13 protein-coding genes are annotated in these 19,427 nt (G+C 59.4%); 12 read left to right on the forward strand and 1 reads right to left on the reverse strand.

Going from position 1 to position 19,427, the window contains the following annotated elements:
* The first annotated feature begins 55 nt into the window (after positions 1 to 55).
* The 9 genes from RBI05_RS00180 (at position 56) to RBI05_RS00220 (ending at position 12,657) form a co-directional block, all read left to right on the forward strand.
* Positions 56 to 1,750 carry a type 2 periplasmic-binding domain-containing protein gene (locus tag RBI05_RS00180; protein ID WP_310549713.1) on the forward strand — a complete coding sequence of 565 codons (1,695 nt, stop codon included), beginning with the start codon at positions 56 to 58 and terminating at the stop codon, positions 1,748 to 1,750.
* Between the two features lie 112 nt (positions 1,751 to 1,862).
* Positions 1,863 to 2,840: an ABC transporter permease gene (locus tag RBI05_RS00185; RefSeq protein ID WP_150457830.1), complete on the forward strand. Its 978-nt coding sequence runs from the start codon at positions 1,863 to 1,865 to the stop codon at positions 2,838 to 2,840.
* A 13-nt stretch (positions 2,841 to 2,853) separates the two neighbouring features.
* A complete protein-coding gene (locus RBI05_RS00190) occupies positions 2,854 to 3,765 on the forward strand; it encodes a carbohydrate ABC transporter permease (protein ID WP_150457651.1) in 912 nt (303 codons plus the stop codon).
* A gap of 88 nt (positions 3,766 to 3,853) precedes the next feature.
* Positions 3,854 to 5,404, forward strand: a complete 1,551-nt coding sequence (locus RBI05_RS00195) for a response regulator transcription factor (protein WP_310549714.1) — start codon at positions 3,854 to 3,856, stop codon at positions 5,402 to 5,404.
* Position 5,405: 1 nt separating this feature from the next.
* Positions 5,406 to 7,223: a cache domain-containing sensor histidine kinase gene (locus tag RBI05_RS00200; RefSeq protein WP_150457649.1), complete on the forward strand. Its 1,818-nt coding sequence runs from the start codon at positions 5,406 to 5,408 to the stop codon at positions 7,221 to 7,223.
* A complete protein-coding gene (locus RBI05_RS00205) occupies positions 7,210 to 8,733 on the forward strand; it encodes a response regulator transcription factor (protein WP_310549715.1) in 1,524 nt (507 codons plus the stop codon). Before RBI05_RS00200 ends, RBI05_RS00205 begins: the two co-directional genes overlap by 14 nt.
* Before the next feature lie 101 nt (positions 8,734 to 8,834).
* Entirely contained in the window at positions 8,835 to 9,875 is a 1,041-nt protein-coding gene (locus tag RBI05_RS00210; protein WP_150457647.1) for an endo-1,4-beta-xylanase, read from the forward strand.
* A gap of 5 nt (positions 9,876 to 9,880) precedes the next feature.
* The gene (locus tag RBI05_RS00215) at positions 9,881 to 12,001 is read left to right on the forward strand and encodes a glycoside hydrolase family 52 protein (protein WP_310550066.1); all 2,121 of its coding nucleotides are present in this window, start codon (positions 9,881 to 9,883) and stop codon (positions 11,999 to 12,001) included.
* Positions 12,001 to 12,657: a polysaccharide deacetylase family protein gene (locus tag RBI05_RS00220; protein ID WP_310549716.1), complete on the forward strand. Its 657-nt coding sequence runs from the start codon at positions 12,001 to 12,003 to the stop codon at positions 12,655 to 12,657. Before RBI05_RS00215 ends, RBI05_RS00220 begins: the two co-directional genes overlap by 1 nt.
* Before the next feature lie 207 nt (positions 12,658 to 12,864).
* Here the strand turns inward: RBI05_RS00220 and RBI05_RS00225 are convergent, their stop codons facing one another.
* Positions 12,865 to 17,019: an endo-1,4-beta-xylanase gene (locus RBI05_RS00225; RefSeq protein WP_310549717.1), complete on the reverse strand. Its 4,155-nt coding sequence runs from the start codon at positions 17,017 to 17,019 to the stop codon at positions 12,865 to 12,867.
* 219 nt (positions 17,020 to 17,238) lie between these two features.
* On the opposite strand from RBI05_RS00225, the gene RBI05_RS00230 reads away from it, so the two are divergent.
* The 3 genes from RBI05_RS00230 (at position 17,239) to RBI05_RS00240 (ending at position 19,376) form a co-directional block, all read left to right on the forward strand.
* Entirely contained in the window at positions 17,239 to 17,730 is a 492-nt protein-coding gene (locus RBI05_RS00230) for an Lrp/AsnC family transcriptional regulator (RefSeq protein WP_408638280.1), read from the forward strand.
* A 16-nt stretch (positions 17,731 to 17,746) separates the two neighbouring features.
* Positions 17,747 to 18,967, forward strand: coding sequence for an aminotransferase class I/II-fold pyridoxal phosphate-dependent enzyme (locus tag RBI05_RS00235; protein WP_310549718.1), 1,221 nt, complete (start codon positions 17,747 to 17,749; stop codon positions 18,965 to 18,967).
* Positions 18,968 to 19,133: 166 nt separating this feature from the next.
* Positions 19,134 to 19,376 (forward strand): aspartyl-phosphate phosphatase Spo0E family protein, encoded by a 243-nt coding sequence (locus RBI05_RS00240; protein WP_150457642.1) that lies wholly within the window; start codon positions 19,134 to 19,136, stop codon positions 19,374 to 19,376.
* Positions 19,377 to 19,427 lie beyond the last annotated feature (51 nt).

Consider the following 19,427-nt stretch of genomic DNA (forward strand, 5'->3'; position numbering starts at 1 on the left):
GTGAGATAAGAAGACAAGAACCAGTTCGGCACGATAAAAGGGAGGGCATTGATTTATGAACAAGACAACAAAGCGCACGGCTACGACGGCATGGGCAGCCGTGTGTGCGCTGGCATTGGTTCTAAGCGGCTGCGGCGGCAACAACAGCGGGAACAATGCAGCCAAAGAAAGCACCGCGCCTGCGGCTTCGGGAGCGCCTGCCAGCCAGGCGGCGGCTGCGAAGGAAGAAGTGAAGCCGGTTACCCTGTCGGTCTTCATCGACAGCCCGTATCAGCAACCGACTTCGGATAACAAGATCTACAAGATGCTCAAAGAGAAGACCGGCGTCAGCCTGAACATGGAATTCCTGGTCGGCGACCTTCAGCAGAAGCTGGGCGTCATGATTGCCGGCGGCGATTATCCCGACCTCATGACAGGCAACGACAAGCTGATTGCAGCAGGCGCCTTCATCCCGCTTGAGGATCTGATCGAGAAATACGCTCCGAACTTGAAGGAACATTACGCTGCGGTCTGGAACCAAATGAAGGACCCGGCCACCGGACATATCTTCGTTCTTCCGAACTTCAACGTCTTCACAGGCAAATTCAATGAAACCGCATACGAAGGCCCGGGCTTCTACCTCCAGAAAGACGTTCTGAAGGAAATGGGCTATCCGACGCCCAAGACGCTGGACGAATACTTCGACATTATTGCGAAATATAAAGAAAAACATCCCGATATGATCGGATTTGAAACCCTCAATTTCGACTGGAGAACCTTCCCGCTCCAGAATCCGCCGGAGCATCTGGCCGGACATCCGAACGACGGCGGCGTAATCGTAGAGAACGGCAAAGCCCAGATTTTTGCAGACAAGGACATTGCGAAGAACTACTACAAGAAATTGAACGAGATCAATGCCCAGGGACTGATGGATCAGGAAGCGCTGGTTCAGAACTATGACCAATATCTCGCGAAAATCGCCAGCGGCAAGGTCATCGGCATGTTCGACCAGCACTGGAACTTCTCCGACGGCGAGAAATCGCTGATTTCGCAAGGCAAGACCGGCAGCACCTATGTCGGGTTCCCGCTGGTGTATGATGGCGCTACGGAGTACTATCGCGACCGCCCGTCCGTCAATATTAACCGCGGCTACGGCATTTCGGTGAAAGCCAAGGACCCGGAACGCATTATTAAATTCCTGGATTCCCTGATGACGGAAGAATGGCAGAAGACGCTGCAATGGGGGATTGAAGGCGAAGACTATATGGTCAAGGAAGACGGGTCTTTCTACCGGACCGCCGAACAGCGGGCCCATGCCGACGACAATACCTGGAAGCTGGCGAACAAGGCTGAAGCCTTCTTCTATAACATGCCGAAGATGCAGGGCACATACAGCGACGGCAATGCGACCGATCCCGGAACGCAGCCGCAGGAATTCTTCGACAGCCTGAAGCCGCAGGACCAGGAAATTCTGAAGGCCTACGGGCATAAGACCTGGGCTGAGTTCTTCAAGGAACCGGGAGAGAATCCGGTCTACTATCCGGCATGGAGCATCGACCTGGTGGACGGATCGCCGGCCAAGCTGGCGAATACGAAGCTGAATGACCTTTCGGTCAAATATTTGCCGAAAGCCGTTATGGCCAAACCGGCCGATTTCGAGAAGGTCTGGCAGGAATATGTGAACAAGATCTCCAAGATCAACATCAAGGCCTATGAAGACCGCATCAACGAACAGATTCAGTGGCGCATTGATAACTGGTCCACCAAGTAATCCGGATACGGCGCGGGCGAAGAAGACCTTCTTCTTCGCCCGGTCTGCCCTTGAGTCAGATTTTGCATAGGAGGGAACATCTGTGGCCGAAACAACCGTATCGGAACCCGTTATGGAAACCATACCGACCAAAAAGATCAAGGTTCGCAAGAAACGCAAAGTGGACCCAGAGATCGGCGTCGCACTCAGCTGGAAAACCATTAAGAGCCAGAAACAGTTGATCTTCATGTCTGTCCCGCTCTTGATTTATCTGATCGTCTTCAACTATATCCCGATCTGGGGCTGGCTGATGGCCTTTCAGAATTACCGCCCGAATCTGTCGTTCTCCCAGCAGGACTGGGTCGGTCTGCAGCAGTTCAAATTTCTGTTCCAGGACGATACCTTCATGCTGGTGCTCCGCAACACACTGGCGATGAGCTTCATCAATCTGGTGCTGGGCTTCGCAACTGCAATTGTGCTGGCGCTGCTGCTGAACGAGATCAAAGTCCGTTTCTTCAAAAGCGCCGTGCAGACGATTTCATACCTTCCCCACTTTCTGTCCTGGATCATTGCCGCCGGAATCGTCTCCACCTCCTTGTCGGTTGACGACGGGATTGTGAACACCCTGCTGATGAAGCTGCACCTGATCCATTCGCCGATTATGTGGCTGAGCGAAGGCAAATACTTCTGGGGGATTGTAGGCGCGGCCAACGTCTGGAAAGAGGTCGGCTGGAATACGATCATCTATCTGGCCGCCATCACTTCGATTGACCCGTCGCTGTACGAAGCGGCGTCCATCGACGGCGCGCGGCGCTTCCAGAAGATGAGATATGTGACGCTTCCCGGGATCAAGGCGACGTTTATCATTCTGCTGATTATGAATGTGGGACATATTCTGGACGCCGGGTTTGAAATCCAGTACCTGCTCGGCAACGGGCTGATTGTAGACTGGTCGCAGACGATTGACATCTTCGTGCTGAAATACGGAATATCCATGGGCAACTACTCGCTGGCGACAGCCGCCGGCATCTTCAAGACGGTCGTCAGCGTGGCGCTGATTCTGATCGCCAATTCCATCGCGAAGCGCCTTGGCGAAGAGCGGCTCATCTAAGGGGGGAACGACTATGGAGCGCACTGAAATCCGAAGCAAACGGCTGGAGCCGGTTGTCTTTCACACCTTCAATACTGTGTTCATGCTTCTGCTGGTTGTCGTGACTCTCTATCCTTTCCTTCATACGCTGACCGTCTCGTTCAACGAAGGCAATGATACGCTTCGCGGCAACCTGTATCTCTGGCCCCGGGCATGGAGCTTGCAGAACTACAAGGCCGTCTTCATCTCCGGAACGATCTACCACGCGGCATTCATCTCTGTGGCCCGGACGCTGCTGTCCACGGTGCTCGGGGTGTTCCTGACCACGATGCTGGCCTATACACTGGCGCAGCCGCATTATATTTTCCGCAAAATTATCGGCCTGCTCTTTATCCTGACCATGTACTTCAATGCCGGACTGATTCCGAACTACTTCCTGATCAAGAGCCTTGGCCTTCTCGGAAGCTTCTGGGTCTACGTGCTGCCGACGCTGGTCAGCGCGTTCAACCTGATTGTCATCCGGACGTATATCCGGTCGCTGCCGGGCAGTCTGGTGGAATCGGCAAAGATCGACGGCGCCGGGGATTTCCGGATCTTCCTGCGGATCATTCTTCCGCTGTGTCTGCCCGTTCTGGCAACGATTGCGCTGTTCATCGCCGTCGGTTCCTGGAACGCCTGGTTCGATACGTTCCTGTATGCTTCGTCCGACATCAAGCTGAGCACGCTCCAGTATGAGATGATGAAGCTGCTGGGTTCGACGATGAATACGAATACCGATCCGGCTCTGCTGGCCGGGACGAAGATGAACCAGTCGCAGGCGATGGTTACGCCGGCTTCGATCCGTGCAGCCATCACAATTGTGACGGCGGTGCCCATCCTGTTCGTCTACCCTTTCCTGCAGCGGTACTTTGTGGTAGGTTTGAATCTGGGGAGTGTCAAAGAATAGCCGATTCCCATTCGGGAAGAGACCGTTTCAGCCTGTGGCTGGGACGGTTTTCGCCTGTTTCGGAAGCAGCAGGGAGGCGATTGAAGAGATGCGGAAGGTGCTGTTCGCCGACGACGAGCCGATGATGCTGGAAGGGCTCCGGCTGATGATTGACTGGGAACGGTTCGGCTTTCAAATCTGCGGCGAGGCGCTGGACGGGGAAGATGCGCTTCTGCTCATGGAAGAGCGGAAGCCGGAGCTGGTCATCACCGATGTCCGCATGCCGGTTATCGACGGTCTGGAGCTGATCCGTGAGGCGTCGGAACGCCGTCTCGGGGCGGAATTCATCATCCTGAGCGGGTATGCCGACTTTCAGTATGCGCGCCAGGCCATGGAATATGGAATCTGCAATTATTTGACGAAGCCGCTGGATGAAGCCGAACTGGAGAATGCGGTGGCCGGCGTGGCGGCCAAAATCCGGCAGAGGGAAGAAGAACGGAACCAGCAGCTTCTTATGGAAGAAAGGGTCCGGAGCGAGGCGCTGGTGCGGCTGCTGCTCGGCGAAGGCAGTCCGGTCCCAGCAGCCGGCAGAGAGGAGTCCCTTGCCCTCTTGCCGGAACTGGGGCGGTTCCGCTGCGTGCTGGTGGATGGCGGCTCCGGGCCCGGAGGCGGTCCCCCGCTCCGCGACCGGCTTGCCGCTCTGGCCCAGGAGCATCCTTGGCCGGAGGCGGAGCTTATGCCGTTCGCCGTCGGGCCGGGGCGCTGCGGCTTCCTGCTGGCATCGGGGTCCCCCCGGCATCCGCTGCCTTCCGGACTGGTCGAAGCGGCGGCGGGGATGATCGCGGAACGCTTCCTGCCCGGAGCAAGGCTATATGCGAGCCGGGAGCATGAAGGTCTTCCTTCCGCTGCGTTAGCCTACCAGGAAGCCGCAGCCGTCAGGAATCTCGATTCTGCAAGCGCTACCGAAACCGCTTCCGAACGGATTCTCTACTATGACAACCGGCTTCCGGCCGATGCGCCGCTACCGGCGGAGGCGATGAACCGGCTGCAGCAGGCGGTTCTGGAGGGAGACCGGGAGGAGGTTGTCCTCCAGAACCGCCGCCTCTTTCACTTGCTGCGGGCGAACGGGGTGTCGGCGGCCTGGACGGCGGCTTGTCTTGCTACCTTCAAGCTGAAGCTTCTGCGCGCAATCGAGCGGCAGACGGGGGACAGCTCGGAATGGGAAGCCCGCTGGTTCCCGGCCGCCCCGCTGCCGACGGAGCAGGCGACGGCCGAGGAATTGCTGGAGACGGCAGACTGGTTCGCGAAGCGGGACGATAAGCGGGAGCATGCGCTGACCTTGGCGGTAGGGGACTATATCCGGGAGCATTACCGGGAGAAGCTGCAGCTCCGGCAGGTGGCGGAGCAGTTCCATATCAATCCGGCCTATCTGGGGCAGCGGTTCAAGAAGCGGTTCGGCTTGGCCTTCAATGAATATTTGCACAGCGTGCGGATTGAGGAGGCCAAGAAGCTGCTCAGACGCACCGATTACGCCGTATCCGATATAGCCGGACGCGTCGGCTACACGGTCACCGACCATTTTACCGAGAAATTCAAGGCCCTGAACGGCATGTCGCCATCGGCATACCGCAAAGGCGGAAGCGGAGGCCGGGAGGGCTGACATGAGGAGCAAATGGAATCTGTTCGGTCTCGTCAACGATATTCCCATCAAGCAGAAGTTCCTGTTCATTTATCTGCTCTGTGTGCTGGCGCCGATTCTGAGCATCAACACGCTGTTCTACCGGCAGATCGGCCATAATGCCCAGGTGCAGGAGCAGGAGAACCTGCAGATTTCAGTCGACCGGGCCAGCTATGATCTGCTGCAGATGGTCGACGAATGCGTGGCGATTGGCAATACGATTGCAGCGGACCGGACATTCAATGAACTGCTGGACCGGGATTATGCCGATTTCTCGGATTACTACGATACGTACAACGACATTCTGCGCGACAAGCTTCGCCAATATACGAATCTGCATTCCTACATTTCGTGGATCGGCGTGTATACATCGAACACGACGATCAGCAGCGGGGGAAGTTATTTTGCCATCAAGCCGGAGGACGCCGGGAGCGGATGGTACCGCAAAATCGCGGCCAGCCGGGACAAGGCCATCCTGGTCTCCTACCTGGATGCCAACCCGATGAATCCGCAGCAGCAAATGGTGTATGTCAGCATTATCCGCAAGCTGGACAATTATCCCGATCTGTTCAATCATACGCAATATCTGCGGATTGACCTTCGCCTGGACAACCTGATGGAGCTGTTCCGGAAGGAACGGAGCTACCTGAAGCTTCGGCTGGTGGACGACGATAACCGGGTGGTGCTGGAGTCCGGCCGTTCGTATTATGCAGTCAACGGCCTCCTGACTCCGCTCGAAGAAGGAACGGAGGAGTCGAGACACAACGGGAAGGAGTTCTCCGCGCCTCTTGGCTCGGCAAGCTATCTGCAGGGCTGGCGTCTGATCGGCGTGCCTGAGAGCGAACAGGCCGACCAGGCGCAGCGGTCGGCGTGGCGGCTGTTCATCCTGCTTGCGCTGGCGACCATTATTGTCCCGAGCGTGCTGATTACTATCATCTTCCGCTCATACAATACGCGGGTGAGCCGGCTCTACAAGCATATGAAGCTGGTCAAATACGAGCGCTTCGAGCCGATTGCGATGTATGAGGGCAAGGATGAGATCGGAGGACTGCTGCGCAGCTTCAATCTCATGACCGAGAAGATCAAGAATCTCATCAACGATGTCTACAAGCTGGAGATACAGAAGAAAGACCTGGAGCTGGAGCAGGTCCGGGCAGAGCTGAAGCTGCTGCAGAGCCAGGTGGACCCGCATTTTCTGTTCAATACCTTGAATGCGGTGCTCGTCGTCTGCAAGAAATACCAGTATGAGCAAGTCACCGATATTATCCGCAATCTGTCCCAGATTCTGCGCCGGCTGCTGAACTGGAAGGATGACATGGTTACCATCAGCGAGGAGATCGAGCTGATCGAGATGTACCTCCAGATCGAGAAATTCCGCTTCCAGGACCGGTTCAGCTATGAGCTGAATGTAGATCCCGGCGTGCTCAGCGGCCGGATTCCGAAGATGAGCATCCAATCGCTCGTCGAGAACTCCTGCAAGCATGGGCTGCAATCCGTCAAGGGGCTGCGGCGGATTGCCATCGGAGTCTACGCGCAAGGAGAAGAGCTGCGGATTGCGGTCCGGGACAACGGAATCGGACTGGACGCGGAGAAGCTGGAGGAGATTGAACGGCATCTGCGAAGCGACGAGAATTCGGGGCGGAATATCGGACTGCGCAACGTGTCCAAGCGACTGGACCTCTATTATCAGGGCCGGGCCGAGCTCCGCATCGAGAGCCGGATTCATGAAGGAACCACAATACGGATCCGGATTCCGCTGGAATTGGTCATAACGAAGGAAGAGGAGAATGGCGATGTATAAGGTCGTGCTGGCGGACGATGAACTTATGGCGCTGGAAGGACTCCGGCTTATGGCGGATTGGAAGGAAGAAGGCTTCGAAATCTGCGGAATGTGCGAGAACGGAGAGGAGGCTCTCTCCCGGATTCTCGACTGCCGTCCGGATCTCGTGATTACCGACATCCGGATGCCGGGAATGGACGGCCTAGAGCTGATCAGCCGGGTGCGGGAAGCCGGCGTCTGCGACCCGCTCTTCGTGATCTTAAGCGGGTACGGCGACTTCGACTATGCCCGGACGGCGCTGAGACACGGGGTGCGCTCCTATCTGCTCAAGCCGGTGATGGAGCCCGAATGGGAAGCAACGCTTGCGAAGGTTCAGCGGGAACTGAATGAACGCTCTCTGCGGAAGCAGCAGCAGAGCCGGATGAACGAGCTGCTGCTGTCCGCGGCGATAGCCGGTTCTCTCCGGGGGGAGAGCCTGGAGGCTGCGGACAAGGAGGCAGCGGCGCTGGACCGGATCGACGAGCAGACCCCCGGCTGGAGATACATCCATCTGGAGGGCGTCACGGAAGCGGATATGCAGTGGTGCCGCTCGCTTGAGCTTCCGGCAGGAACCTGGTTCATTGAACTGTATGCGAATCAGGCGGGCTTGGCGTCGGCCGACCCGGACCAGGCCGGACCGCTGGCCCGTCGGATTCACGCGGGCCTGCGCAGCCGGGGTTCCCGGCGTCCGGTAACCGTCGGACCGCAGGTACGCTCCTGGCGGGAGCTTGCCGCCTCCTACGCGGGAGCTGCGGATACGGCGCTCCGCTTCTTTTTTCATACCGATCTGGACGGTCCGGTCGATTACGCGCAGAGCATTCCGCCCTCCTTCAGCTACGACCTCGGATCCTTCGGCATTGCCGATGAGCTGATGGCCCACGTCGAATGTCTCCGGGAGGAGGAGGCCGGGGAGCGGATGAGACGGCTCTTCGACCGCTTCCGCGAGGAACGAACCGCCCCGGAGGTCGTCTATATGGTCGGCATTAATCTCGTGCTCCGCAGTCTGGAAGCGCTCCGGGAAATGGGCGACTCCTCCGATTTGGGAAGAGATTTCATTGCTCTGGTGCGGAGCGAGCCGAAGTCGCTGCACGCGCTGGAGGAGTCGCTTCATGCCTTTCTGCTTCAGGTAATGCGCCGCATCCGGGACCACCGGGAGCAGGACTCCCGGCATCCGCTGACGCAGATCGAGCGGTATTTGCAGCAGCATTTCCGGGAGCCGCTGACCGTCAAGGAGCTGGGGGAGCAGTTCTTTATTCATCCGGTCTATCTCGGCCAGGCGTTCATCAAGAAGAACGGAATCAGCCTGCTGGAATATGTGCATGATCTCCGGATCGAAGAGGCCAAGAAGCGTCTGGGGGAATCGGAGGAGACGATCCGGCTGATTGCGGAAGAAACGGGGTACCAGCATTATCACCATTTTCTGAAGGAATTCGAGAAGCGCACCGGCATGAAGCCGGCGGCTTACCGGCAGCTTCAACAATCTAAAGGATGAGGGGGAGATTGCTTTAATCTATGGATGGCGGCGGATTTGGAGAGCGCTATCATTAGAGTAGGCCCCGTGCGGGCCACAGCGATCTTTGAGGAGGAACAGACATGGAATTGGATATCCGACAAGCAATGCCGTCGCTGAAAGAGACGTTCCGGAAGCACTTTAAGGTCGGCGCGGCTGTAAGCACGCGCATTCTGGAGGCGCAGGGCGACTTCATAGCCGGGCACTTCAGCAGCGTCACCGCCGAGAATGAGATGAAGCCGGAAGAGATTCATCCGGAGGAAGAGCGGTATGATTTTGCGGCGGCGGACCGGATTATTGACTGGGCCGGGAAGAACGGGATTGCCGTCCGGGGACATACCCTGGTCTGGCACAATCAGGTGCCGGCCTGGATGTTCCTGGAGAAGGACGGGACGCCGGTTGCCCGGGAGCGGCTGCTGGAACGGATGCGGGAGCATATCCGGACGGTCGTGGGACGCTATAAGGGCCGGGCTTACGCCTGGGATGTCGTCAACGAAGCCGTCGACGACAAGACGGACCGGGCGCTTCGCCCGTCGCCGTGGCTGGATATCATCGGCCCGGACTTCATTCAGGCCGCCTTTGAAGCCGCCCATGAAGCCGACCCGGAGGCGCTGCTCTTCTATAATGACTATAACGAGACCGACCCGGTCAAGAGGGAGAAAATCTACGAGCTGCTGCGGTCCCTGCTGGAACAGGGCGCGCCGATCCACGGCGTCGGCCTTCAGGCGCACTGGAATATCTACGAACCGTCTCTTGCGGAGATCCGGGAGGCCATCGAGCGTTACGCCTCGCTGGGACTGCGGCTGCATATCACCGAGCTGGACCTGTCGATGTACCGGTTCGAGGACCGGCGCAATGACCTTGACTTCCCGTCCGTAGAGATGATGTCTCTCCAGCGGCAGCGGTACGAGGAAATCTTCGGGCTCTTCCGGGAATATGCCGATGTGATCGATTCCGTCACCTTCTGGGGAGTCGCCGACGATTATACCTGGCTGGATTATTTCCCGGTGCGGGGCCGCAAAAACTGGCCGTTCCTGTTCGACGAGAAGCTTCGGCCAAAAGCTTCGTTCTGGAGCGTAACCGACGCAGCCCGTACGGGTACAAAAGGAGAAGAAGACGAATGATCAAATTGCCTGCCAATCGAATGTTCAATGCCCATCATGCGCCGATCGGCGCATTCTCCAGCTTCACTCTCGGCTCTCCGGGCCGAAGCGGCGGTCTGGATCTCGAACTGGGAAGGCCGCCGCGCCAGAACCTGTTCATCGGGCTGGAACGGGCTGACCGGCCGGGTCTCTATGAGACGCTCCCGTTCTTCGAGAGCCAGGCCGACGAGAGCTCCCGCTACGACATCGAGAACCCGGACCCGAATCCGGTCAAGCCGAGGATTCTGCTTCCGGCGGACCCCGATGCCATCGAACGGGATTTCCGGCTTGGAAGCGATACCTGGACCTGCGGCGATCTGAGCCTGTCGCTCTATTCGCCGGTCCGCTCGGTTCCCGATCCGGACACCGCCGGCGATGATGAACTGAAGGAAGTGCTGGTGCCTGCGGTGTTGGCCGAGCTTGTCATCGACAATACCCGCGGCAAGTCGGTCCGCCGCGCCTTCTTCGGCTACCAAGGCAGCGATCCGTACACCGCCATGAGAAGACTGGACGATACGGATGAGCGGCTGACGGGGATCGCCCAGGGACGGATCACGGCCATTGCCGCCCGCCGGGGCAGCTGCCGGTCGGCCATGCACTTCAGCCTGGAGAATATCATCACGGCAGAGCTGAAGGAGAATTGGTCCTTCGGCCTGGGGCCGGTCGGGGCCCTGGTCATGGATGTGCCGCCGGGAGAATCGCAGACCTTCCGGTTCGCCGTCGCTTTTCACCGGTCGGGGCTGGTCACGGCGGGGCTGGACACCCGCTATTACTACAACCGCTACTTCGCCAGTCTGGAAGAGGTGGCCGCCTTCGCGCTTGACCGCTTCGATGCCATCAAGTCGGCGGCGCTGGCCTGCAACGCGATTATCGACGAAGCGCCGCTCTCGGATGACCAGAAATTCATGATGGCCCACGCCATCCGCAGCTATTACGGCTGCACTCAGCTGCTGGAGTCGGACGGGCGGCCCCTCTGGGTTGTCAACGAAGGCGAATACCGGATGATGAATACGTTCGACCTGACGGTGGATCAAATGTTCTTCGAGCTGAAAATGAACCCTTGGACTGTGCGCAATGAACTGGACCTGTTCCTGGAGCGCTACAGCTACGAGGACCGTGTCCGCTTCCCCGGCGACCCGGAGGTGTATCCGGGCGGCCTGAGCTTCACCCACGATATGGGCGTCGCCAATGTGTTCTCCCGGCCGGGCTATTCCGCCTATGAGCTCTATGGTCTGAACGATTGCTTCTCGCACATGACGCATGAGCAGCTCGTGAATTGGGTGCTGACTGCGGCGGCCTACATCGAGCAGACGGGAGACCGCGGCTGGGCCGCCCGCCGTCTGGACACCTTCGCCTCCTGCCTGGCCAGCATGCAGAACCGGGATCATCCCGATCCCGGGAAGCGAAGCGGCATCATGGGGCTGGACAGCACCCGCTGCATGGGCGGGGCAGAGATTACGACCTATGACAGTCTCGATGTCTCGCTGGGCCAGGCCCGGGGCAATATTTATCTGGCCGGCAAATGCTGGGCCGCCTATGTGGCGATGGAACGGCTGTTCCGCGAAGGGGGGCGCCCCGAGGAAGCGAAGGCGGCTGCGGAACAGGCCCGCCGGTGCGCGGATACGCTCGTTGCCCATGCTACGGAGGAAGGCTACATCCCCGCCGTTCTCGGAGAAGGCAACGACTCCCGGATTATCCCGGCCATCGAAGGTCTCGTCTTCCCCAAGTATACCGGCTGCGCCGAAGCACTGGAGGAAGAAGGCCTCTACGGCGCCTATATCCGCATGCTGAAGACGCATCTGACTACGGTGCTGAAGCCGGGGGTATGCCTGTTCCCGGACGGAGGCTGGAAGATCTCCTCGACGAGCAACAATTCCTGGCTGAGTAAAATCTACCTCTGCCAGTATATTGCCCGCGAGCTGCTGGGTCTGGCCTGGACTGAGCAGGGAAAGGCCGCAGACGCCGCCCATGCCGCCTGGCTGACGCATCCCGAGCTGTCGGTCTGGAGCTGGAGCGATCAGATCATCTCCGGGGAGATCTCGGGCAGCAAGTACTATCCGCGCGGCGTAACCAGCATTCTGTGGCTGGATGAACGGAGAGGACGCTGATGGAGACGGGAGACGCTGGAGAGAAGAGGACGGAATCCTTCCTGGTGGACCGGGTTCCGGTACGGAGGCTGGCGGTTGCCCTGACCTTCGACGACGGACCTGATCCGGCCTATACGCCGGAAATCGCGGACATTCTGCGCCGGAACGGCGGCAGAGCCACCTTCTTCGTGATCGGACAGGAGCTAGAGCGCAGCGCGGACATCGCCCGGATGCTTCATGTGGAAGGGCATGAGCTCGGCAACCACACGCAGACCCATGCCAGTCTGACCGCATTGACCGAAGCGGAACGCCGGGCGGAGCTGGAATCTGCGGACCGGCTGCTGGAAGCCTTGACGGGAAGAAGACCCCGGCTGTTCCGTCCTCCGTATCTTGCCATTGACGCGGAGACGGCCCGGACGGGCGCGGCTATGGGCTACAGAGCCGTAGGCGCCGCCAATCTGGAGGCCGAAGACTGGAGAATGCCGGGGACGGCGCATATTCTGGAGCATACGCGCAGCGAGGTCCGGCCCGGCAGCATCCTGATCTTCCACGACGGCCTGGGGGATCGGTCCCAGACAGTCGAAGCGGTATCGGTGCTCGTTCCCGAGCTGCGAAAGCAGGGGTATGAACTGGTGACGGTAAGCCGCCTGCTGGAGATGGCCGAGCAGGGACTGTAACTACAGAGCTGGCCGAACACAAGAAAGAGCCTTCGCTGGAAGGCTCTTTTCTTATGCCGACTTGGAGGGACCGGGGAATCTTGCCAATCCTGGGGATGCCCTCCGCAATGCGGCGGGCAGCCGGGGCAGCAATCCGGCGGCCGTGCCACGGCCGGGAGGCGGTTCGCCGCCCTTTTGGCCGCGGTCAGTGCCGTGTGCCGCCCAGGCCTAGGACTGCGGGAGCAGTCCGGCGACGAGCACGGCGGCCTCGGCGCGCGACGCGGCCGCTCCCGGCCGGAGCGTGCCGTCGGGGTAGCCGCTCAGCTTGCCGGAAGCAAGAAGCGCGGCCAGCGGGGCCTTCGCCCAGGCGGAGACTGCCTTGCCGTCGCGAAAGCTCAGCAGGTCCGGCCCGGAAGCGCCGGAGGAGAGCTTGGCGGCGCGGGCGGTCATGACCGCCATCTGTTCGCGGGTAAGCGGGGCGGCCGGACGGAAGGTTCCGTCTTCGTAACCCTCTGTAATGCCGAAGGCCGCCGCCGTTCCGATGGCCGCTTCAGCCCAGTGGCCGCGCGTATCCGTGAAGGCCGCTGACTGCGCAGCGGACAGCTTGAACGCCTGGACCAGCAGCGATGTGAATTCGGCGCGCGTGATAGCGGCATCCGGCCGGAAGGTGTGGTCGGGATAGCCATGCAGGGCGCCGCGCTCAATCAGCCGGGAGACGGCTTCGGCGGCCCAGTGGCCCTTCAGGTCCTTCAGTTCCGGCGCGGCGGGAACAACCGCAGCCGACGGGGCCACCGCCAGCACGGCGTACTTGGAGAAGTGATAGACGGCAGCGGTCACGGTGGCGCGTTCCGGATTCACTACGGCCTTCTCCAGCGGACTCCAGGTCCGCGCCGTTTCGTCATAGGTGTAAAGGCCGGCCTGCTCGCCCTTGCTCAGCCGGGAAGGGTCAAACGGAAGCGTAAGCGTTACCGGCTTGACGAAGTTCCCGGTCCGATCCTTGGACAGATCATAGACGTCGCCCGCGAGCTTCTGACCGGCGGCCAGAACAAGGTTACCGGTGTTGGTGACTTTCGAGACCGTAACCCGCAGGACGCCGTTGTCCATGGCTCCTGCCGGGAATACCAGAGTTGCGCCGTTAAGCGTCAAGGTCCCGCCGGAAGCCAGCTGAATTTCGCCGGTATTGGCCGGTCGGGAAGCCGCCGGCGCCGAAGCGGAAGGGGCCGGGCTTGCCGTCTCGGAAGCGGAAGCCGGGGCCTTCAGCAGAAGGGTGCCCCACTTGGAGGTGTTCTGCCAGGACTGTCCCGACGGGTCGCTCCAGATCATGACATGATCGCGGACGCCGTCCCCGTCGCCGTCATCGTTGACCTGAAGGTCGAAGCCGATCAGCTGTCCCGCCGCAGCGGCCGAAGGAAGCTGAATGGCGGCTTCGACATCGTACCCGGCATCGGTCACCCGGGTCTTGGCCGTGAAGTTGGAAGCCGAAGCGGCTCCGCCATAGCTCTGTTCATTGTCGAAGTTCACCCGGTACTGGCCGTCCTCCGCACCGTAATACGAAGTCTTGCCGTTGTCGGGATCGACAAAAATTTCGATCGAGTCCTGCTCATAGGCATTCGCGCTGGCCTTGCTGAGATGGCTGTCCTGAACATGCGCGAAGACGTACAGCCGGTCGGCGTTCCAGAGAACCTTGAAGGAAGCGGCCGCTCCGTCTGTGCCTTGAACCGGTACCGCCGTGCGGTATTCCGGAGCGGCGGCCCAGGCGGCGTCTTCTGCGCCGTCTACTGCGGGCGCAGCCGGCGCAGCCTCGCCGAGCTTCAGGGCGTCGCCATAGACCAATGTCCCGAATTGGGACGGGTCCTGTTCCTGGCGGCCGGTAAAATCATTCCACGAAGCGGACGCGCCGGTGCCGGCATTCGTCATCCGCAGATCATAACCGATCTTCTTGCCGGCTGCGCCGGCCAGCGGAATCTTCGCCTCGACCGCGTAGCCGCCGGAACGCTCGTAGACGCGGTACACGATGCCGTCCGTTCCGCTGCCCGAACGGTTCAGCGTCAGGCGGCGGTCATTGGCGTCATAGCTCTTGCTCTTGGCATTGTCGGCGTCAAGGAACAGTTCAATCCGGTCATTGGACTGGTAGGAGGCATCCTCCGCTTCCGCATAGACATACAGATTGCCCTCATCCCACATGGCCTTGAAGGCGCCTGCGGAGTTCCCGTCTTCCGTCTGGACGGATACAGGGCTTATCGCATCCCACAGCGTCTCCGTCCGTCCGTCGACGACCGGAGTTCCGCGGCTGATGGTGAGCGTGCGGTTCAGCACCGGGAGCTCGCCGGGGGCTGCTACCCCGTAATAGGCAGGCTTGGCCTGAAGCTGATGGTCGAACAGCAGCGGATAATCGGTCCGCTCCGGCTTCGACAGCCAGGAGTTGTCGTCCGCCATTCCCCAGAGCGTGACGCCGGTCAAATGGGCCGTAGTCTTCAGGGTTTTGAAGGTCCGGAACATATCGCGGTAATAGTAGGCTTGTCTGAGCGCAAGCTCTTGCGGGAGCGAACTGTAGCCGCTCGCGCTGTCGTTCGGATAGACACTGACATCGAGCTCCGTCACCTGGTTCTCGACCCCGAGGCCGGCGAACATTTCCATGGTCTGCCGGATTTCGGCAGGCGAAGGGCCTTCCACGGTGTTGTGCATCTGATGGCCGACCCCGTCCACCGGAATGCCGCGGGCTTTCATGTCTTTGACAAGGTTGTACAGGAACTGGCGCTTCTTCACGTTGGTGGTGCCGTAATCGTTGATAATAAGCGTAGCGCCGGGCTTGACATATTTCTTGGCATAGAGAAAAGCATCGTCGATGTATTCCGGTCCAAGAATCTGATACCATTTGCTCCGGCGGAATCCGTCGGGCTGGGTCTCGTCGATGACTTCGTTGACGACGTCCCAGGTGTAGACGACGTCGTTGAAATGCTGAACGACATGCTTGATATGGTTCTCCAGACGGCTCCGGAGCAGCGCCTTGTCTTCTTCGGAGCCGGTCAGATCCGTGCCGTCGGCATGCTTGAACAGCCAGTCTGGCACCTGCTGGTGCCACAGCAGCGTATGGCCGCGCATGCCGATGCCGTTCGCTCTGGCATAATCCGCCAGAACGTCGCCCCTGCCCTCGAACACGAACTGGTTCTCCTGCGGCTCGGTGGCATCCCATTTCATGGAGTTCCCGGCCACGATGCTGTTGAAATGCAGCGCCAGCAGCTTGCCGTGCTCGCCGGTAACTTCGCCGGGCTCTACTTCCACGCCCACCGGGAAATAACCGCTGTAGGCCTGATAGACGGAAGCCAGCGAAGTCTGGACGGGCAGTGTGGTGAGAGAGTCCAGCTCAAAATGATCCAGGTAGAAGGAGTCCGTGCCGCTGGCCGACTCTACATAGATTGACAGCGTATCGAACGCGGCGCTAATGACATAATCGCCGGTCAGATGAACCCACTGCGCACCGGTTACGGTCGTATTGCCGACGGCGGTCAGGTAGGACGTCTTGCCGCCGCTGTCCGCCTGAAGGCTCAGACGAAGCTCGGCGGAAGCGGCGGGATCGGCGAGCTTGGCCCAGGCGGAGATCCGGTACTTGGAGCCGGCATGAACCCGGTCGGTCAGATCCAGAGCCGGTCCGGCGTAGCTCTGGGGCCGTTCGGTAATCAGCAGGCTGCGGGAACCGGATTGAGCGGTGTCCGCAACGACCGCAACCTTCTCGGTTCCGGTGCGGCTGGCCCAGCCTTGCAGAGTGCCGTCTTCATAATCCGTGTGGATCGCCACGGCCTCGCCTCCGCCATTGCCCGGATCTCCCCCGGGGGCCGGGGCCGCAGTCTCTTCGATCCGGACATCGTCGATCAAATAAGGCGCGGAGGCCTGATCGCTCTCGATGTACAGAAGCAGAGAGGAGGCAGCGGAATACGTATAGCTGCCTTCAAGCTTGACCCAGCCGCTCCCGGCGACGGAAGCCGCATCGGTAACCTGGTCATAATGATCGGAGCCGTCTGCGGTACGCTTGACGGTGATCTTAAGCTTGCCGGCGTCCGCAGGCAGCGCAGCCCGGACATAGGCGGAGATGGAATAGACGCCTCCGGCTTTCAGCAGGGGTGTGACATTCAGGCTCGGCGCATTCCAGGCGGCGGTGCGTCCGCTTGTGAGCAGACTGTAGCTCCCGCCGTGGGACGCATAGACATCCTGGCTCACTGCCGCGAGAGAGCCGCTGCCCATCTGGGACCAGCCCTGGGCAGTATTGTTCTCGAAGCCGTAATCCGCAATGACCACGGAGGCGGCCGAAGCGGCCGGCGGCGCCATCAGGCCCGGCCAGCTGAGCAACAGCAGGCAGGTCAGCGCCACATTCCAAAACTTCCTCATAAACATGCTTCCTCCTTGAACTTTATGGAATCGCTTACAATTTCGAAGCGTGTTTATCTTATCGCTTCCGGGAACCGGTTAGCGATAATGAAATTAAAGGAATACCCCCCTGAAATTATCCTTCTTGCTGCCGGTTCAGACCCGGATTTTGTTTGCAGAGATCCCCCTTTCATGTCATATTAGTAATAAACTCTAACCCGGAGGGAAGGCGTGGAAGCGATGGACGAACTGAAGAGGAAAGTGCTGGAGCTGCTCAAGGAGGATTCGAGACGGACCCCTGCGCTGCTGGCAACACTGCTCGGTGCGGAGGAAGAAGAGATCAAGGCCGCCATCGAACAGATGGAACAGGAGCATGTCATTGTGAAATACGCGACGGTCGTCAACTGGGACAAGGTGGACGACGAACGGGTAACCGCACTGATCGAGGTACAGATCACGCCCGAGCGCGGCCGCGGGTTCGAGGGTATCGCCGAGCGTATTTATTTATATCCGCAGGTGAAATCGGTCTATCTGATGTCGGGCGCCTATGACCTGCTGGTCGAGGTGGAGGGCCGGAATCTGCGCGAGGTGGCGAATTTCGTCTCCGAGAAGCTGTCCCCGATCGACTCCGTTCTCTCGACCAAGACCAACTTTACCCTGAAGAAATACAAGCAGGACGGCATTATCTTTGAAGAGCACGAAGAAGATAACCGCCTGATGATCTCCCCGTAAAGGATGAACTGAAGCCATGATAACGAACCAGACCCCATCCGCCGGGGAACAGGGCGGCCGGTCGATGGGCTCGTACCTGTCGCCGCTTGTACAGCAGATCCAGCCGTCCGGAATCCGCAAATTCTTCGACCTGGCGGCTGGCAGCAAGGACATCATTTCGCTCGGCGTCGGCGAACCCGATTTCAAGACGCCATGGCATGTCCGGGAAGCCTGCGTCTATTCGCTGGAACGCGGCTTCACGGGCTATACCTCCAATGCAGGCATGCCGGAGCTGAGAGAAGCCATCGCAAGCTATCTGCACCGCCGCTTCTCCGTCGATTACAACCCGGCCAATGAAATTATCGCAACCGTCGGAGGCAGCGAAGCGATTGATCTGGCGCTTCGGGCCCTGATTGCTCCGGGAGACGAGATTCTCATTCCCGAGCCTTGCTATATTTCCTACTCTCCGATTACTTCGATCGGAGGAGGGGTTCCGGTCGGCATCGAGACCTTCGGCGCCGACGAATTCAAGCTGACGGCGGCTGCTCTGGAAGCAGCGGTTACGCCGCGGTCGAAGGTGCTGATTCTCTGCTATCCGAGCAATCCGACGGGCGCGATCATGACCCGGGAAGACTGGGAACCGATCGCGAAGGTGGTCGAGAAGCATGATCTGATCGTCATTTCCGACGAAATCTACGCAGAGCTGACCTACGGTTCGAATCATATCAGCTTCGCTTCGCTGCCGGGCATGCGGGACCGGACGATTCTCGTCAGCGGCTTCTCGAAGGCTTTCGCCATGACCGGCTGGCGGATGGGCTACGCCTGCGGGCATCCCGAGCTGATTGCCGCAATGCTGAAGATCCATCAATACACAGTGATGTGCGCGCCTTCCATGGGACAGGTTGCGGCGCTTGAAGCGCTGACGAACGGACTGGAAGAGAAGGACCGGATGGTGGATTCGTATAACCAGCGCCGCCGGCTGATCGTCAAAGGGCTGCGGGAAGCGGGTCTGGAATGCCATGAGCCGCAGGGAGCGTTCTATGCGTTCCCCAGCATAGCGGCCACTGGCCTCTCCTCCGACGAATTCGCCCGGCGGCTGTTGCTGGAATATCGCGTGGCGGCGGTCCCCGGTAATGTATTCGGTCTGGGCGGGGAAGGCTACCTCCGCTGTTCGTATGCCACTTCCGTGGCGCAGTTGAACGAAGCGCTGGAACGTATCGGCTCTCTTGTGGAACAGCTCCGCATAGAAGGCGCATAATCCGGCACGACACGGGTTTTGGTTTAAAACTTAAAATTTTAAATTTTCGCGATAACAGGTAAAATTAGGTTAGAACTTTTAAAAATTGAATGTTATAATTTTACTTTGAAGTATCGTGAATTTTAAGGCTTTTGAACCGATAACTGGATAAGCTGGAGGGATCGAGATGCCGGATGCTTATGATTACAGCCGCATAAGCGGACCGTGGTACACGGCGGGGGACGGCTCCGCCGACTGCGGCAGGTCCGCTTTGCCGAATCTGTCTCTGGAAGATGAAATTCTGCTGCTGCGCAGCCGGATGGAACAGTTGTATATCCAAGAACAATCCCTGACTGCCGATAAGGTGGTTCGGGCCAGCGGTATGCTGGATCTGAAGATTAATGAATATATGAGGCTGCGCCGGAAGTAATGTTCCCGGCGCCTCCTCCTGCTATCCTTGAATCCCCGCTGGCGGGGGAAC

Source organism: Paenibacillus glufosinatiresistens, from assembly GCF_031470375.1.
Lineage (GTDB): Bacteria > Bacillota > Bacilli > Paenibacillales > Paenibacillaceae > Paenibacillus_AQ > Paenibacillus_AQ glufosinatiresistens.

Coding starts and splice junctions, on each gene's coding strand:
- RBI05_RS00220 (WP_310549716.1), top strand. CDS start 12,001: ATGGAGACGGGAGACGCTGGAGAGAAGAGGACGGAATCCTTCCTGGTG.
- RBI05_RS00235 (WP_310549718.1), top strand. CDS start 17,747: ATGATAACGAACCAGACCCCATCCGCCGGGGAACAGGGCGGCCGGTCG.
- RBI05_RS00240 (WP_150457642.1), top strand. CDS start 19,134: ATGCCGGATGCTTATGATTACAGCCGCATAAGCGGACCGTGGTACACG.
- RBI05_RS00180 (WP_310549713.1), top strand. CDS start 56: ATGAACAAGACAACAAAGCGCACGGCTACGACGGCATGGGCAGCCGTG.
- RBI05_RS00195 (WP_310549714.1), top strand. CDS start 3,854: ATGCGGAAGGTGCTGTTCGCCGACGACGAGCCGATGATGCTGGAAGGG.
- RBI05_RS00225 (WP_310549717.1), bottom strand. CDS start 17,019: ATGAGGAAGTTTTGGAATGTGGCGCTGACCTGCCTGCTGTTGCTCAGC.
- RBI05_RS00230 (WP_408638280.1), top strand. CDS start 17,239: ATGGACGAACTGAAGAGGAAAGTGCTGGAGCTGCTCAAGGAGGATTCG.
- RBI05_RS00210 (WP_150457647.1), top strand. CDS start 8,835: ATGGAATTGGATATCCGACAAGCAATGCCGTCGCTGAAAGAGACGTTC.
- RBI05_RS00190 (WP_150457651.1), top strand. CDS start 2,854: ATGGAGCGCACTGAAATCCGAAGCAAACGGCTGGAGCCGGTTGTCTTT.
- RBI05_RS00200 (WP_150457649.1), top strand. CDS start 5,406: ATGAGGAGCAAATGGAATCTGTTCGGTCTCGTCAACGATATTCCCATC.
- RBI05_RS00185 (WP_150457830.1), top strand. CDS start 1,863: ATGGAAACCATACCGACCAAAAAGATCAAGGTTCGCAAGAAACGCAAA.
- RBI05_RS00205 (WP_310549715.1), top strand. CDS start 7,210: ATGGCGATGTATAAGGTCGTGCTGGCGGACGATGAACTTATGGCGCTG.